Genomic DNA, 17,803 nt, shown 5'->3' on the forward strand with positions numbered 1-17,803 from the left:
TGAAATTTATTAAGAAGTTAAAGCTTTATTTCATACAAAAAAAGCACTTTACCAAAGCTAAGTATCATCTACTCTAGTTTTGAAAGTGCTTTTTTATTGTTTATTTTTTATATTTTTCTTTATTTTCCTTTTGACGTGCGCTTCCATCTGAGCAACAAGGACATTTTTTTGATAGACAAGTTTGACAACTGATACATTTTAAGCAACTTTGACACCCATGAAAAGATCCGCTACAAACCCTACAAGTATAACAATTATGTGCTCCACCTGGGCAACAAACTTCCGATGGTGTAATTGATTTATTTTCTGCCATATTAATAAGTTCGCCTCCTTTTGTTAACTAATTATACTCAAAAAGTTCTAGCTTACCAAGTATGTTAATGGTTGTTTTCTTATTTGTGCCATAGCTGCAATCCATCCGAATAACATTATTAGCGAAAGTATTCCATAAGCAAGGAAAGGAACCCAAGGCAGCGATGGGATTAGAACCAAGACACCAAATTTATTTCAAACTATAGTTTGTAATAAATTTCAAGTAAGAATTGAGACAATGTATGCACAGATAAATACTATGGTTCCACCTGTGATATATCTTCCCATTACCATCCAATTAACCTTTGCATTCGAATATCCTAATGAACGCATTATAGTTATAATGTTTATTGCATCAACAATTATAATATTCATTATAACAATCAATAGGATTGTTAATAAAATCATATCGATAATAACGTACATTACCATCGATCAAATTATTGTACCAGTTAGTGCGTCTATTGCAGATTTTATAATTGGCATTACCATTAAACTTTTTCCAAATGTACCCGATAGGACATAATTTAAATTTTCATCTCGTACAAAGTTAACTTTTTCTAGGACTTTTTTTATGATGTCTGCCAAGTCTTTGCCAAGTGCAGGACTATTATTATCAACTGCTTTTCTTAAATATATATCTAATATTGTACCCAATCACGAGTTTTTGGTAGAAGTTGATATAGTGGTTGATTCTAAATGGTTAGTGAAAGATGTGACAAGATTTTGAATATTTTCAAGGTCAAGTTTACCACTTAGACTTTTTTTAGTACTATAAAATGATGTAAAGTATTCCTTTAAAGAACCATTTTCAACAATTGAATCATCTTTGTATTTGTTGAGTAATAAATTATAATCTGCATAAATTGTTTGTTGAAATGTGTCGGCATTATTTATTCCAACAACCACAAAATCTCCAATTATATTCCCTTTTTTACCAATTTTAAGATTATTTATGATATCTCCAACTTTTGCATCCAATAGTTTTGCGAGACGGAAAGATATGATTACTGGTATTCTTTCGTTAACTTCGGTTCCCAATGATTTGATTGTATCTTGGGTTATTGAACTTAGATTGAAAATATTGTTAATATCACCATGTTTATTAGTTGTATCTATTGCAAATATTTTAGATTTTAATTTATCAACTTCACTGTTTCCCTCGATGAAGTAAGGTATATCAAGAACAAGAGCTTCTTTTGAACTATCATATAATACAGCATTAGATGTCAATAATGTATTTACATCATCAGAAGCTAGTAAAAACTCTGTAATAAGACTTCTAAAATTTGTATTTATATTAGATAGACCACTTGTATCGCTTGCAAAATTGCTAATACCTCTTGGGGCAACTCCTTCGAGTAATGTGTCTCTCATGGTTTTTTTAAATGTTTTTGTGTCATTACAGTCCTCGAAATCCTTGTCTTTGAATGATAAACAAAAATACTTTCCGATGTCGTTTATTTTGATCGCTGAATGTTTATCAGTTTTATTGTTACTCATATTTAAAATGTTTTGTTTACTCAAAAACTCTGGTAAATTATCTGGGTCTGTTATCAATTTAGAATACATTACTTTTAGCTTATCTATATTTAAATCATCTACTTCTTTTAAAGGATAAGTTAATGAAATAAAGTTGAACAATAGCGGTAGTGGAATTTTTGAAAAAACATCTTTAGGATTTTTAATGACTTCTTTTCTGACATCAGATAGCTTATATAACAGCTTTGATATATTATCATAGTCAATAATTGTATTTTGATTATCGTTATTTAAATAACTTTTAACTGAATCGTGACCTTTTATATCTATATATTTTAATTCGCTGCTTTCTGCTTTTCTTGTATCTTTAATCTTGCCATCGAATGATAACGTGCTTGATTTAGAATATTTGTAATAGTGGTCAACATTATTGTTCAAGTAACCAAAGCTTCCATTTATCATATTTTTTAATATTGGGATTGATTGTAGTTGCAACATAAATAAGAAACCACTAAATCCAATTAGAGTTAATATTAAAACAAACTTCCCTTTAGCACTAGAAACAAATGCTTCTTGCATTCTATAAGTAAATCCTTGATTTTTTTTCTTCAATACTAGTAATAAAATCTTGTTGATTCCTATAAATAATAATGAAGGAAAGAAAATAACATAAATAATTCAGATGACATAACCCCATTTTTTCTTTTTGACACCAGTACTTAATAATGCAAGAGCATTTTCTGATAGATAAGAGTAAATAATCAAATAAGATAAACCAGCAAATAAAAGTGGGACTAGAATAATCAAACAAGTTAGAAAAATTGGATTTGAATAAACATTATCAAAACTGAATACAACCCAGTTAGCAAAACTTTTAGTTGAGGCTTCAATTTGAAATGGGATTGATAAAAAGTATCCGATTCCGATTCCAATAGTCATAGAAATAAAAGTCTTAACAGAGAATACTCAAGTTAACTCTCTGGTTTTATAACCAATTGATTTGAAAACCCCTAATTGTCTTCTTGTATTATTTATTTCTTTTTTTAGTACAAAGATAATAAAGAAGAACGCAAGTAAAAATAAAATTATACCGATTGCAAGAAATATGTAAGTCATCACATACAAATTAGTTAAGAGTTTTATTGAGTCATGAGATGAAAAATCTTCAAACACTGTTGTACCAACATCGAATAGCTTTGCATTTTTCTCTTCATTACTATTAGTTACTAAGGATTCATTAAGTGGCTTCGAATAGTTTGAAACCATTCTATCTTGTGATATTTTGAAATTTGAGTTTTCTTTAAAGTCTTTTAAAATAAAATCATTAAAATAAGTTTGGCTATTATCACTATTTGAAGAGTCACCGATAAAAAATGATTTGTCTACAAAAATGTGGGCATAATTATCAACGCTAGATGTGTATCCTAGTTTTACAGGTGCAAGTGCAGAATATTTTTCGGCATACCCTACTATTTTAAAATTCACAGGAACTCATTTTTTTTCGTCATTTGATGTAGGTAAATTTATTTGAAAGATATTATTATTGATCATTTTTTGTTGCTTTCGAGCAAAATTGTCGTTTATAACAACTTCAATCGTAGGATTAGAAGTTCTATCTCATACAATTTTATTTGGTAGTCTACCAGATCTTAAAACCAAGTTGTTCAATTGTTTATTTTCATCAACAGTATTTGAATATAATGACGATGTTGACTCGATAGTGTAATTATAAGTTTTAGAGAAGTTTGAGGCTTGATCTATAATGTTAATTTTTTGGATTACGTCATACTTTAAATCTTTTTCTTCATTTAATTTGGATACTTCTTTCAAAAAACTATTTACTAAATAAGAGTTTACATCTCTACCCGCATTGAATTTTTTCAATGCATTTTTAACATCTGTTGTAAAAATATCTTTACTTTTAATTTTTTCTGTTTTATAAGTTTTTTGAATACTATTTTTAGTTTCATAAGTAATATCAACTTCAATCTCATCCCCATTACTTTTGTAAGCATCAATTAAAAAATTCGCCATTCTTATTACGGCTTCTCTTTCTTTTTGTTCTTTATTTTCGTTATCTTTGATTTCAATATCATTAACGTAGTTATTTATGATCTTCTGAGCTTCACAAGTAAATCATGAATCTTTGAAAACTTCCAAGTTCACGTCTTCGAAATCATTATACTTTAACCTAAATTTAAAGTCTCCCTTTTTGGAAGAAAAAATATTGTTATAAACAAAATTATCATCAAGATCTTTGTAACCTTGCATTTGTTGTTGTCAAATATTTGTATTATTTCTTACAGACAAGGCGTGAAGTGATAGCTGCAACGGTGTTGCCAACATCCCCATCACAATCATGGTAAATATTGTTAGAAAAATAATTGTACCCAAAGTTTCAACTCAAGATCTTATAAATAGTTTCATATAAGATTTAAAAATATTTTTCATAAAATTGCCTCTCGCTTATTTAATTATATTATATAGTAGATTAGGAACTTAACTTTGTGTATAAAAAAAACTTTTTCTGTTAAAAAAGTTTTTGAAATTATTCTATACCCATAATAAATGTGTAAACTTCTTGTCCACCTTCGACTACTTCGTATTCAACATCATAGTTCTCATCTAAATATTTCCTTAGATCACTTATGTCTTTGAATGAAGCATCTAATCCAGTGAAGATGGTAATTATCTCAGTTTTAGAGGTTATGTATTTTGCTAATGACTTTGTGAAGATATCTTTTAATGAATTAGCTGCAAATGTAATTTTTTTATCAACAATTATCATGTATTGATCTTTAGAAATTTTAACACCATCGATCACTGCATCTCTAGCAGCTTTGTTTATTGATACAGAAGTAACAGACTTAATTGCCTTATTGATATTTGATTCGTTTTTCTTAGGAGTTTCATCAGGATCTAATGATAAATACCCAGTAATTCCTTGGGGAATAGTTTTAGTTTCTAAAACAACAACCTTAGACATTTTTTCCAAATCTTTTGCCTGTTTTGCTGCTAATAGTACGTTTGCATCATTTGGAAAAATATAAACTACTTTTGCGTCTACTTTTTGAATTGCTTTTAGAAAATCTTGTGTTGAAGGGTTCATTTTAGGACCACCGTCAATTACAAAATCAATATTAAGTTCTTCTTTAAAGTATTTTTGCATTTCTTTTGAGCGAACTACCGCAATTGTTGCGAATGGATTAGAAAGCATACGTTGTCCTTGTGCTGCTTTATTAGCTTCGCTTCCCTTACTAGAAGTATCATTTACATGTTTTTCAGCCTGCAAGTTCATGTTTTCCACTTTAATGGTCTTGAATTCCCCGAACTGTTGAAGATATGTAAGTATTTGTCCTGGCATAAGTGCATGTGTGTGTACTTTTAAAATGTCATTGTCTATTACAGCAACTATAGAAGTGTTACCGTATTGTTCGAATGTACTTCTAACTGTATTTACGTTCAATTTATCAATCAATTCATCATTTAATATAACAATTGCCTCAGTACAATAACCGAACTCATCTTCGATAACCATATCGATGTTTCCACCAGTATTTTCTTCAAGTTTTTTTGTTTTAGCGATCGGTTTGTTAGTTTTAGCGAAGTGTTGCATACCTTCTAAAAATTTTACTAGCCCGTATCCACCGCTATCAACAACACCAACTTCTTTCAATGGTGGTAATAAATCGGGTGTACCTTCTAGTGATGTGTTTGCTCTTTTTATAGTTTTATCTCAAAACTCTTTAATGTCCATCTCATTGTCTTCTATCGAATTAACAAAATCACTTGTCTCTCTTATAACAGTTAAAATTGTACCCTCAACTGGTTTCATAACAGCTGCATAAGCTACTTCTTTAGCTTGTTTAAATGCCACTTTTCATGTTTCAAGATTAAGTTGTTCTTTATCTTTCATCCCGTTTGAGAATCCTTTGATAATTTGTGAAAAAATAACACCTGAATTACCACGAGCTCCCATAATTAGACCCCTTGAAAACTTTGACATTAATGACCCGATACTGTCAAAGTCACCTTGACTAATTTCTGAATAACCGTTAGTACAAGTTAAATTCATGTTTGTTCCTGTATCTCCATCTGGCACAGGAAAAACGTTTAATTTATCGATGTGAGGGTAATTATTGTAAATGTTATTTACACCACTCGTGATCATGCCTTTTAATAATTGCACTTCTTTCATAGTATTGTCACCTTCTATATTTTGTTTTAAATAAAATTAATTTTAAAAAAGTTGCAAAATTTTCTTTTGCAAGTATATGGTATTTATCTAGTTCTTTAGATGATTTCTAAATCATCAACCGCAATATCTACTATATAATTTCGCACAAACTGACTTAACTTTTCCAGTTCGTACTTTACACGTATTTGAACCTCATTGACAACGTCTCGGATGTTAACGCCATTAATTAAGATAATGTGAATTTTTGTTCTATAAATGTTATCTGTCATAGACATCTCAACAGCTTTATTAATATCTTTAGTTCTAATATCTAGATGAGACTTTGCAGAATAATTGGCAAAAGATACAACACCTGGAACAGTTACAACAGCATCTTTTATTGCTTCATATATTGCTTTATTTTCCATAAGCAAATCCCCCAAAAACCCGCATTACTGCAAGGCTACATCGAAATCATGAATATCACAGCTTCAAACTAGTACTAAATTATTTTAGCACTTTAAAGTCAAATAAAATAGGTTATTTGTGATTTTTTTACTAATCGTAAATACTTATCTAACTTTGTAAAAAAGCTCAAGATAAATTTAATTTTGTAAAAATAACAAAATTTTATTATATTTATAGCAATTTAGAGTTAAATAATGTATTATTAATTAGTCCGAGGTGAAATTATATGGCAAGAAAAGATAGTTTAACAGGAAAAGGACCATTATCTGGTAATTCAAGATCACACGCTATGAATTCAAATAAGAGAAAATGAAACCTTAACCTGCAGAAAGTTCAAGTTATGGACGAAAATGGTAAAGTTATGACTTTAAAAGTTTCAGCAAGAACTTTGAGAACTTTGAAAAAAAATAATCAATTAGCAAAATAAATATTATTCAAAAGCCTTTATATTTATTGATAAAAAACTTTATCAATTTATAAAAGCTTTTTTTATTTGGATATAATAGAAAAAAAATTTAAATTTGTTTAATGAGAGCATAAAAAAAGTAATTCAATTGAATTACTTTTTTTATTTCAAAATGGTGCCCTCTGTCGGAGTCGAACCGACACGATTTTACTCGGCAGATTTTGAGTCTGCTGCGTCTACCAATTCCGCCAAGAGGGCAATTACCTATTTATTATATATAAATAATGAACATATTTGAAAAAAAATATTACAAATTGTTAAATCAAACTTACTTGTTAAAAATTATTATGGCAGGTTTAGATACAATGATATTTGCATCTTTATTCATGCTAAAGCAATTTGAATATGCTCGAGTTGAATAAGGTTCTAAGATAAGATTCTGAACCTCATATTTTAAGTTTTCAATTGTGACAGTTGTGTTTTCGATCGCAAACAATGTTATGTAGGTATAATCTTGAAATTGGTTAAATAATATTTTATTACTTCCGACTTTTAATTTAAAAATGTAACTATTGTCATTCAAAATTTTAACATCATCTCTTAGCACAAAATCTATAACACTTAAATTCATATCCATTCTTTTAGTGGGTTTGCAAATGAAGATTATCTCGCTGTAATCAAGAGTTTTAGCAAGTTTTATAGCTTCTTTACCATCTAGTCAGTCCTTTTGTGCATCTAAAATAGTTAGACTCTCTGCGTTTTTTTCAATTAGTTTCATTTCATTTTCTTCAACATTATCAAAGTCGCTAACAGCAAAACTCAACTTTATGTTTTTATTGATGATGTCAATGCATCCTCTTTCAACACCAATAAAAATAGAGTTTTTATCAAATAAAGAAAGATTCAGGTTGTTCTCACAGGTCACTATAAAGATTCTATTTTTCAAGTAACTCAACTCTTTCACATAATTTTGCAGTATCACCATTTACTAAGAAACTTCCTGCCACCAACATATCAACCCCGGCCTCTTTAACAAGTATTGAAGTCTCGACATTTATACCACCGTCCACTTCAATCAAGTACTTATAATTATTTTTTTCCCTAAGTTTTACTAGTGATTCAATTTTTTCTATAGATGCATTTAAAAATACTTGTCCACCAAATCCAGGATAAACACTCATAACTAAAACATTATCTAATTCTGGTAGATAACTTTGTATCTCATCCACACTTGTATCTGGGTTAATTGCCAATGATGATTTTATATTATGCTTTTTACAAACTTTTATAAAGTCCTTTATTTGTAAATCTGTTAATGATTCATAGTGAACTGAAATTTGATTAGTTCCCGCTTCAATGAATGGTTTTAGATATTCCTCTACAGATCAATTTAATATTTTGACCATTAAATGAATATCGATTTTAAAATTATACTTTTTATTTATATCCGCTAATATTTTAGGACCAAAAGTTAAATTTTTTACAAAGTGAAAATCCATAACATCGTAATGAAGTCATTTTATTCCAGCTTTTTGTAATTTTTCTAACTCGTTACCAAGGTTCAAAAAATCTGCAGTTAATATACTTGTCGCTACACTATATTTTTTCATTAAAATCCTTTTCTTCTTTCATTCAATGCTAACTCCTGTTGCATTTTTAAATAATCTTCATATATAAATTTTGGAAACCTATCTTCAAAGACGCTTTTTATAATCTCACATCCTGGTGTACTTGGAATGTGAATACAATTATTAAATTTACATTTATTCATATTCGAAGCAAAGAATGCATAACTATGTGCAAGCTGATATTGGTCAATATCTTTTAGCTCAAATGATGAAAATCCTGGTGTGTCTCCAATAAAGCCTTTTTTATAAGCAAATAACTCATTCTTCGTCGTAGTGTGTTTACCTCTATTTAACGCCTTAGAGATTTGTTGTGTTTTCTCAAATAAATTTGGAATTATATGATTAAGAGTTGTTGATTTTCCAGCTCCAGTTTGTCCAGTGAAAACAGAAACTTTCCCCTCTAATGAGGCAGTGAATCTATTTCATTCTGTATCAGTATCTATCATATTGTTTATAAGAAAAGTTTGATACCCTATTTTTTGATAAGCTTTTGCAATTTCTCAAACAACACTAGAACTTTCTAACAAATCAACTTTAGTAAATGCTAAAATTGGTTTTATTTTTAAATACTCCACAAAGGCAAGATATTTATTCAAAGTATAAGAATTGAAATCGGGTTCCTTAACTGATGTAACAATTACAACTTGGTCTACATTGGTAATCCTTGGTCGGTATAGTTGATTTTTTCTTTCTTCTATTGAAGTTATTTGACCTTTGTGGTTTTCTTGATCAATAATTTCAAATATAACATTATCACCGGTTGCTGGTGTTTGATTGATATGTCTTAGTTTACCTTTTGCTTTGCATTCATATAGGTTGCCTTCAAAACTGATGTAAGCATACTCACTTACTATTTTTAAAATTCTTCCCTTTAACATTTAAATAACCATAGCAACCACTAATGCTATCAATAGTAATAATGCTAGAAGCAATGAAGTTATGATGAACTTGTTTTTCAATATAAATGGTAATTTTTCAACCGCTGTTCCTAACTTAATATGTAGTGAGCCCCTATCTGTATGAATAGTATTTTTCAAATGATATACATAAGGTTTTGGTGCATCTGTAATTTTGACACTCATTAAATCCGACTGAACTTCTTTCATAGAGAAATATCTATTATCCGGGTCTTTTTCAATCATTCTTAGTATGATATTTTCTAAACTTTGAGGAATTGTCGGATTAATTAGCCTAGGTGCCGTAGGTTTTTCTTTAATGTGCTTAGTTGCGATTTTTTTTGCATCCTTTGCTAGAAACGGGGCAACCCCTGTTGAAAACTCATATAACATAATACCTAATGAATAGATGTCGCTTCTTGGTGTTGCCTTTTTTGCTTCAATCACTTCGGGTGGCATATACTTTGGTGTTCCAATGGCCTTGGCTGCTTCACTAGTGAATCCTTCCATTACAGATATTCCAAAATCCCCTAATTTTACTTCGCCACTTTGTGTTAGAAGTACATTATCTGGTTTTATGTCACGATGAACAATTCCTAAATTATGAGCTGCTTGAAGTGCATCGCATAAATTTCCAAAGTAGTATTTTATTTCTTTTAGTGTCATTGCACCTTGTCTTTGTAATTTGTCTTTTAAAGTTCCGCCTTCAACACACTCTAAAATAATAAATCATTCGTCACCAGATTGAAAAAAATCAAAAAGTTGAACTACATTAGTATTTGAACTTAGCTTAGCAAAAGCTTCTTTTTCGATTTCGAATCTTTCTTGGCCAGTTTGCTTAACTATTATTTCGGGTGCAACCACTTTTACCGCAACCATTCTCTCTGTAATTATATCGAAAGCTTTATAGACCGATGCCATTCCACCTTTACCAATAGGTGAAACAACTTCGTATCTCTCCGCCAACAATTGACCCACTTCGTAATTTCGCACACAAAAACCTCCCTTTGTCAAGATTATAATAACAAAAAAGTAGAGTTAATGTGTTACTCTACTTCAATAATTAAAATTGATAAATTATCTGTGGAAACATTGTCTTTAGCATCTTCTATGATGGTATGTGCTTTTTCTTTTAATTTTATTTTTCTGTTTGATAAAGTTGCAGCAACAATATCTTCATCGATATAATCGTGAACTCCATCAGAAGTTAGCATATAAACACCGGTTGGACTATCAATATAATAGGTATCTATTCTCAACGTTTTTTGCGGTCCTAATGCACTTGTTAAAACTTTTCAAAAAGTAATGTCATTGGCTCGTTCGTATAATCCAGACATTTGTATATCCTTGCGCTCGGCCTCTGGCGTTGAGTTTCAAAGATTTTGATCTTGTGATATTTGGAAAAGCTTGTCATCAACTAACTTATATGTTCGAGAGTCTCCAATATTTATAACAAATGCACTACCTTGAGTGAATAAAATAGCTGTAAGAGTAGTTCCCATATCTCTTGTTTCGAAATGATCATTAGAGTACTCGACCATTTCATTTAATATTTCACTTACTGAGTTTCTTAGTCATCTGTTTATAGCCTTTTGGTTCATACCTGAAAAGTTCTGTTTTTTAAATAAATCGACAAATTTTTCAACCGCTATTTTTGAGGCAACCTCTCCATGAGCGTGTCCACCCATTCCGTCGCACACTATTCCGAAAGCATCACCATTTTTATTTGTACAAAAATCTAGATAGTCTTGGTTTGCTTTACGATAATTTCCAATATCAGTTAGTAATGTATGTTTAAATTTCATTTTTAATGACACCTTCTCTTTTAGCTCTCAATTGACCACAAGCAGCATCAATATCCGCACCAAACTCTTTTCTAACGATTGCATTTACACCGTGTTTCTTTAATATCTTAAAAAATTGATCCACTTTTGTAGATTTTCTATATGGATTTTCTTCTACTTCATTATATGGTATTAAATTTACATAAGCATTTATACCCTTTATTAATTTCGCTAACTCGTGAGCGTGTTCTGGAAGATCATTAACATCATCAATTAGTATATACTCAAATGTTACCCTTCGATTTGTAACATTAATATAATACTTAACAGCATCAAGAAGTTGATTTATGGGGAAAGCCCTATTAATCGGCATGATTTTGTTTCTTACTTCATCATTAGGAGCATGAAGAGATATAGCTAAATTTACCTGAGTTTTTAAATCTGCGAATTCTTTTATTTTTGGTACAATACCGCAAGTTGAAACTGTTATATGTCTTGCCCCTATTTCAAAGCCTTTAGGGTCATTTATAATTTTAAGGAATTTGATAACATTATCATAATTGTCCATAGGTTCTCCAATACCCATAACAACTATATGGCTAACACGTCCCCTAGGATTTAAAGGATCATCTTTATATTTTTCCTTAAGTAAAATATTTATCGCATAGATTTGTCTCACTATTTCATCAACAGTTAAATTTCTTTCGGTTTTAATTAATCCAGAGGCACAGAATTTGCATGACATTTTACAACCAACTTGTGTAGTAACGCAAACTGACTGTCCGTATTTTTGAGGCATTAAAACGGTTTCAATACTTTTTTTATCATCTAGCATGAATAATATTTTTATTGTTCCATCTTTTGACTCTTCGGTTATTAAATCATTTAAAAGTTTGGTCTCAAAATTACTCGTTAAAAAATCTCTTAAGTCTTTGCTTAAGTTTGTCATATTAGCAAAATTTGTTTCTAATTTAACATAAAGCCAATCATAAATTTGGTTCGCCGAGAATTTTTTAAACCCATTTTTTTCTAGTATATCTTGTAAGTCTGATATTGTGTACTTGAATATATTTTCTTTTCTCATAAAATTGCTCCAGATTATATTTTAACATACAATAACCTAGGCTTTAAACGGATTATTACATTTACTCACGCTATTAATAATGGTCTATAAGAAAGATGTTTTTCTTAAAAACTATATGGTACAGGGATCAAAAAAACAAGTGAATAATAAATATTAAGAAGTTATACATATTGTTTGACTAGTTTACAAATATAAAAACCATCACTATTGTTTTCAAAGCCAAATATTTGTCTTTCATAAATCAATTTGATATCTGGGTGGTTTGTAATAAATTCTTTTATTTGATGTTCATTTTCGTCTTTGTTAATTGTGCAAGTGGAATAAACTAAGGTAGAGTCTTTTGACATACAGCTATACGCTGTTTCCAATAAAGTTTTTTGAGTTTCCAAAAGTTTTTGAACCTCTTCTTTCGAAAACTTATGTAACTTTATTTCTGGTTTCTTTCTTATAACACCGTAACCCGAACAAGGAGCATCAAGCAATATGTAGTCATACTTTATGTTCGATAAATGTGCTGAGTCAGTAAAGTGCAATTTAATATTTTTCAAATCTAATCTATTAATGTTATCCTCTAGGGTTTTTTTCTTTTTGATGTTTAGTTCATAGCCATCTATCTCACCGTCATTTTGCATCAATTCAGCTATATGTGTTAACTTACCTCCGGGCGCACAACACATATCAAGAACCCTCGATTTTGGTCTAGGATTCAATACTTCAACGGCTAATGTACTTGCTTGATCTTGAATTGTAATAAATCCCTTTTTATAAATATCTAGATTCATTACTTTTTCTTTTGTAATAAATGAGTTTTTTGCAAGATTTGACTTCTCAAAAGAAAAAACAGATTTGTAAGTGCTTACAAATTCCTCAATAGAAATCTTCGTTACATTTACTCTAAAAGATATTGGTGGAATCTTATTTGAAAATTCAACTAACTGATTTGCAATTTCTTCACCATAATCATCTTTCCACTTTTTATATAGCCAAAAGGGATAACCATTTCTTAATGCCAATACGTTTTGTTTATTCTTAATATTTATTTCATAAAGTTTATCGTCATTTAGATTTTTAACTACTTTGTTAACTAAACCGACTTTTCGCGAATCAATTTTTTTGCAAATTTCTGCGGCTTCATTAGTTACTGAATGAATTGGAGTATTAAGGTACTTTATTTGATATAAGCTTAATCATAATAAGATTTGAATATTTTTTGGAGTCTTTTCTTGGTCTATTATTTTGTTGACAATATACTCAAGATAAATTTTATATTGAATAGTGCCGTATACAAGCTTAAACACAAAAGCTATGTCAATATTAGACATAGCTTTTTCTTTGGCAACTTTGTTCAAAAGTTTATTTGAAAATTGCTTTTTTTCGAAAACATCAATTAAAATGTCAAAAGCGACTTTTCGAGGGTTCATTATATTAAAACTCCCTTTGCTCGATACTAAAGAAATTAACATCAATCATAAAGTGTTCAACGATAGAGTCTATAAAATCACTATTATCAAGTATTTCGATGTCTTCGCTCGCAAGAACATGTGCATATGTTTTATCTGTTAGTATATCCACTAGGTAGTCATGAAAACTAAAGTTTGATATTTTTTGTTTAATTCCTAGATTTTCAACATTTTCTTTTCAATTTTCTACAAAAAATGAATACTGGTCTTTTACTAATTTTTCTACTTTATTTCTCAATGAGTAATAATAACTTTTTTCGTACGGTATATCCAATGTATTTTCTTTAGTTAAAACCTCTTTAACTTTTGCAACTGCATTTTCCACACTATCGATTTCTATTACATATTGGTATTTATGTTTTAAAGGTATTTCAAGAAGCGCTTTATCTAGACGTTGCTTAATTATAGATTCTTGCTCAGTCCCTCTTCTTCTTAATCTTTGCTCTAGAGATTTCAAACTTGGAGGCATTAGAAAGATAGAAATTAAGTCTTCTTTTTTTTCTTTTTTCAAAACTTGAGTAGCACCAACCACTTCAATTTCTAATATAACATTTTCACCGTTTTTGATTTTCTCATAAACTGATTTTCTTGGCGTTCCATAGAAATTACCTATAAATTCTGCATATTCTATTAACTCATTATGTTGGATTGCATCCTCAAATGTTTCTTTGTCTACAAAATAATAATCCACACCATCAACTTCTCCGGGTCTTGGAGCACGTGTTGTCATTGATATAGATTGTACTAAATTTAGACTCTTATCCTTACTTATGGCCTTGTTGACCGTCCCTTTACCTACACCTGATGGTCCTGATAAAATAATAATTTTACCCTTTTTGTTCATCGCTAATGCCCTCTTTTTCTAATCTAAATACATAAAGATATTTATTTTTGTATTGCTTAAACTTTAATAGTTTTAATAATTCAATTTTATTTAATTCTAATTCGTTTTCTGATTCTGTAATAACTATACCATAATTATTTAAAATCAAATCTTGCAAAACCAACTCAAAGAAAGTATAGTAATACTCGGTTTTAGCAAACGGAGGATCTAAATATATCAAATCCACTTTTATTGACTGTTTTTTTAAATATTTCATTAAATCAACAAAATCTAAATTCAAAAGTTTATAGCTATTAGCATCAATGCCTTTCAAATTTTGTTCGATAACTTTTAAAGCCGGTTTATAATGATCATTTATGTATGCATATTTAATGCCGCGTGATAAACCTTCAATTGAAAGAGCGCCACTGCCACCAAATAAATCTAAACTAATTTTATTATCCATAATAAAATAATTATCTAAGATATTGAACATATCTTCTTTTACTCTTGCTGTAGTTGGTCTTGTATTCAACCCTTCAAGTGTTTTTAATTTTCTTCTTCTGTATTTTCCACTAATTACATGCATAATTTCACCATCATTAAATAATTATACTAAATATCTTTATTTATAATGATTATTATCAAAAAATAAAAATAGGTTATAATTATTTTTGACTAGGAGTGGACTATGAAATTAGATTTAAATAAAGATTTGCTACAAAAAGATATTCCATCTAACAAATGGTTATGAAAAGATACACAACCAGAAGTAATTAGGAACAAATCTATTGATGTGGATTTGCCATTATCTAAAGATAATGAAGTTATAATGAAAAAATTGATTGATTTTGTAAGATATTCACAAGATCGTGAACTTAATAATCCGACAAATGAAGACTATTTAAGACCAGCTGTTGGGCTAGCTGCTCCTCAAATTGGGAGTAATACAAATATGTTCTTTGCTCGTTTTGAATGAGATATTCAAAATAACGAAGTTGAAGAATTTGCAATGGTTAACCCCAAAATAATAGCTAGAAGTGAGCAAATATGCTGTTTAAATGGTGGCGAAGGATGCCTAAGCGTTGATATTGACAAAAAAGGAAACGTACCTAGAAATTATAAAATAAAAGTTACTGGTTACGATTGATTACAAGAAAAAGAAGTTGAACTTGATTTAAGGGGTTATCACGCAATTGTGTTTCAACACGAGATAGAACACAACCAAGGCGAACTTTACTATGACAAAATCAATAAAAACAATCCCGACTTCGTTGAGGATGAGTGAATAATTATATAAAAGTGCTTTGCACTTTTTTTTACTTTTTTTAAAAAACTTAGGTTTTAAAATGCATTTTTGTTAAAATATATCTAACGGAATTCTTAATAAATCATTAAACACATAATAATTGAGATAAAACAAGTTAATATAAGTATTTTATTTTTTTTGTGTGTAATGATTTGAATTAGTTATTTTTTAATGAAGGAGAAAAAATGGAACAAAAAGAAAAGATAACATCTAGCATCGTAGCAGATCTAGAAAAAAAAATAGAAGTAAAAAAACTAGCAGATAATAAAACACCTAATAAGAAAAAAATGGAACATGCACCGTTTCCGACTAAGGTATTCGCTTTAGGGGGGCTGGAAGAAGTTGGTAAAAACACTTATTGTATAGAGTATGATGATGAAATTATAATGTTGGATGCAGGGGTTAAATTTCCTGATGCAACCCAACTTGGTGTAAGTGCGGTTATTCCCGATTATAGCTATTTAGTGGAAAATAATACAAAAGTAAAAGCATTATTTATCACGCACGGGCATGAAGACCACATTGGTGGAATTCCACATTTACTACAACAAGTTGATATACCTGTTATATATGCACCAGAATTAGCTGCTGCTTTAATCAGAGATAGAATCAGAGAACACAAATTACAAAATAAAACTGTTGTTAGAGAGTATGTTGAAAATGATGTGTACTCGACTAAAAATTTTGTAATTCAGTTTGCAGCAGTCAACCACTCAATTCCCGATGCATTCGGAATACACGTTACAACACCAAATGGAGCAATTTTCTCAACTGGTGATTATAAGTTTGACTGAACACCTTTAGGTCATTCTGCCAATATACAAAGAATGGCTAATTGAGGTAATGAAGGAATAGAATTGCTGATGTCAGACTCAACAAACGCTGAAGTTGAGGGTTACACTTTGGGTGAGAGAAAAGTAATTCAAAACATAGATGCCCATTTCTTAAAAGCTAAAGGAAGAATAATAATCGCTTCATTTGCTTCTAATGTACACCGTATTCAACATATTATAGAATTAGCAAATAAATATGGGAGAAGAATATTAGTTATTGGACGTAGTTTAGAAAGAATAATCAAAATTATACGACAAATGGGTCACTTAAATATAAACGATAAGATGTTCATAAAAGCAAATGATATTGACAATTTTCCAAAAAATCAAATTATGATTCTTTGTACCGGAAGCCAAGGTGAACCAATGGCTGCCCTATCTAGAATAGCACGTCTTGAACACCAAACAATAAAATTGATACCGGGTGATACGGTAATTATGTCTTCATCACCAATACCAGGAAATAGAGCAGACGTTGAAAATATTGTTAATAAATTAACAAAAATAGGAGCAATAGTGATTGAGAATACTGGTGAACAAAAAATACATACATCAGGTCATGCCAGTCAAGAAGAACAAAAACTACTGTTCACATTGTTGAAACCAAGATGTTTTATGCCAATGCATGGTGAGTTTAGAATGCTTAAAACACACGGAGAAACAGCTACAAAAGTAAATGTTAAACCACATAATGTGTTTGTTGTTGCAAACGGGGATCAAATTTTATTACATAATGGGACTGCAGAATTAGGCAAAAGAATACCTGCAGATGCAATATTTATTGATGGAAAAGATATGACAGGAAAAGCAAGTAATGTTATTAGAGAAAGAAATATCCTAAGTCGTGACGGACTTATGGCAGTTATAATATCTATTGACTCACAAGCAAATAGATTATCTGCACCACCAAGAATTGTCTCTAGAGGAAGTTTCTATGTTAGAGAAAGTGGAAATGTTATTGCTGAATCAATAAATATCGTTACACAAGCTGTTCAAAACGTTTTAAGTTCATCAAAACCAACTTTTGGAGCTATTAAAAAAGCTATCAAAGAATCATTATCACCATTCATTTTCAGATATAAGAGAAGAAATCCTTTAATTATACCGGTGATTTTAAATAAGAAGATAGAGGTTAAATAAT

General features: G+C 29.8%; 15 protein-coding genes and 1 tRNA gene. 3 read left to right on the plus strand and 13 right to left on the minus strand.

Annotation, left to right across the window (positions count from 1 at the left end; all coding sequences use genetic code 4):
• Window positions 1–360: 360 nt before the first annotated feature.
• From ACI2WZ_RS04265 to ACI2WZ_RS04275, 3 genes are all read right to left on the minus strand, one after another.
• A complete protein-coding gene (locus ACI2WZ_RS04265) occupies window positions 361–4,245 on the minus strand; it encodes an ABC transporter permease (RefSeq protein WP_500244759.1) in 3,885 nt (1,294 codons plus the stop codon).
• A gap of 97 nt (window positions 4,246–4,342) precedes the next feature.
• A complete protein-coding gene (locus tag ACI2WZ_RS04270) occupies window positions 4,343–5,992 on the minus strand; it encodes a DAK2 domain-containing protein (RefSeq protein ID WP_023790003.1) in 1,650 nt (549 codons plus the stop codon).
• A 95-nt stretch (window positions 5,993–6,087) separates the two neighbouring features.
• Entirely contained in the window at window positions 6,088–6,399 is a 312-nt protein-coding gene (locus ACI2WZ_RS04275; protein ID WP_500244760.1) for an Asp23/Gls24 family envelope stress response protein, read from the minus strand.
• A 266-nt stretch (window positions 6,400–6,665) separates the two neighbouring features.
• On the opposite strand from ACI2WZ_RS04275, the gene rpmB reads away from it, so the two are divergent.
• A complete protein-coding gene (rpmB, locus tag ACI2WZ_RS04280; protein ID WP_023790007.1) occupies window positions 6,666–6,866 on the plus strand; it encodes a 50S ribosomal protein L28 in 201 nt (66 codons plus the stop codon).
• Window positions 6,867–7,018: 152 nt separating this feature from the next.
• Here the strand turns inward: rpmB and ACI2WZ_RS04285 are convergent.
• The 10 genes from ACI2WZ_RS04285 to rsmD all read right to left on the minus strand — a co-directional run bounded on the left by ACI2WZ_RS04285 (window position 7,019) and on the right by rsmD (window position 15,109).
• A tRNA-Leu gene (locus tag ACI2WZ_RS04285) sits at window positions 7,019–7,103 on the minus strand.
• Between the two features lie 70 nt (window positions 7,104–7,173).
• Entirely contained in the window at window positions 7,174–7,791 is a 618-nt protein-coding gene (locus ACI2WZ_RS04290) for a motility associated factor glycosyltransferase family protein (protein WP_023790009.1), read from the minus strand.
• On the minus strand, window positions 7,781–8,455 hold the full coding sequence (gene rpe / locus ACI2WZ_RS04295; RefSeq protein ID WP_500244761.1) for a ribulose-phosphate 3-epimerase: 675 nt from the start codon (window positions 8,453–8,455) through the stop codon (window positions 7,781–7,783). The genes ACI2WZ_RS04290 and rpe overlap by 11 nt, the downstream gene beginning before the upstream one ends.
• A complete protein-coding gene (gene rsgA / locus ACI2WZ_RS04300) occupies window positions 8,455–9,351 on the minus strand; it encodes a ribosome small subunit-dependent GTPase A (protein ID WP_500244762.1) in 897 nt (298 codons plus the stop codon). The genes rpe and rsgA overlap by 1 nt, the downstream gene beginning before the upstream one ends.
• Window positions 9,352–10,362 (minus strand): serine/threonine protein kinase, encoded by a 1,011-nt coding sequence (locus ACI2WZ_RS04305; RefSeq protein ID WP_023790015.1) that lies wholly within the window; start codon window positions 10,360–10,362, stop codon window positions 9,352–9,354. It abuts the gene before it with no gap.
• Window positions 10,363–10,415: 53 nt separating this feature from the next.
• Window positions 10,416–11,174, minus strand: a complete 759-nt coding sequence (locus ACI2WZ_RS04310) for a PP2C family protein-serine/threonine phosphatase (protein WP_023790017.1) — start codon at window positions 11,172–11,174, stop codon at window positions 10,416–10,418.
• Window positions 11,164–12,237 (minus strand): dual-specificity RNA methyltransferase RlmN, encoded by a 1,074-nt coding sequence (rlmN, locus tag ACI2WZ_RS04315; RefSeq protein ID WP_500244763.1) that lies wholly within the window; start codon window positions 12,235–12,237, stop codon window positions 11,164–11,166. Before rlmN ends, ACI2WZ_RS04310 begins: the two co-directional genes overlap by 11 nt.
• A 161-nt stretch (window positions 12,238–12,398) precedes the next feature.
• On the minus strand, window positions 12,399–13,658 hold the full coding sequence (rsmB, locus tag ACI2WZ_RS04320) for a 16S rRNA (cytosine(967)-C(5))-methyltransferase RsmB (RefSeq protein ID WP_500244764.1): 1,260 nt from the start codon (window positions 13,656–13,658) through the stop codon (window positions 12,399–12,401).
• A 4-nt stretch (window positions 13,659–13,662) separates the two neighbouring features.
• Window positions 13,663–14,541: a guanylate kinase gene (gene gmk, locus ACI2WZ_RS04325; protein WP_023790023.1), complete on the minus strand. Its 879-nt coding sequence runs from the start codon at window positions 14,539–14,541 to the stop codon at window positions 13,663–13,665.
• On the minus strand, window positions 14,525–15,109 hold the full coding sequence (gene rsmD / locus ACI2WZ_RS04330) for a 16S rRNA (guanine(966)-N(2))-methyltransferase RsmD (RefSeq protein ID WP_500244765.1): 585 nt from the start codon (window positions 15,107–15,109) through the stop codon (window positions 14,525–14,527). The genes gmk and rsmD overlap by 17 nt, the downstream gene beginning before the upstream one ends.
• A 102-nt stretch (window positions 15,110–15,211) precedes the next feature.
• Between rsmD and def the strand changes: the two genes are divergently transcribed.
• Both def and ACI2WZ_RS04340 read left to right on the plus strand, forming a co-directional pair.
• Window positions 15,212–15,820 carry a peptide deformylase gene (def, locus tag ACI2WZ_RS04335; protein WP_023790027.1) on the plus strand — a complete coding sequence of 203 codons (609 nt, stop codon included), beginning with the start codon at window positions 15,212–15,214 and terminating at the stop codon, window positions 15,818–15,820.
• A gap of 194 nt (window positions 15,821–16,014) precedes the next feature.
• On the plus strand, window positions 16,015–17,802 hold the full coding sequence (locus tag ACI2WZ_RS04340) for a ribonuclease J (protein WP_500244766.1): 1,788 nt from the start codon (window positions 16,015–16,017) through the stop codon (window positions 17,800–17,802).
• Window position 17,803 lies beyond the last annotated feature (1 nt).

Origin of the sequence: Spiroplasma endosymbiont of Megachile willughbiella (genome assembly GCF_964273395.1) — a bacterium.
GTDB classification, from domain to species: Bacteria; Bacillota_I; Bacilli_A; order Mycoplasmatales; family Mycoplasmataceae; genus Spiroplasma_A; species Spiroplasma_A apis.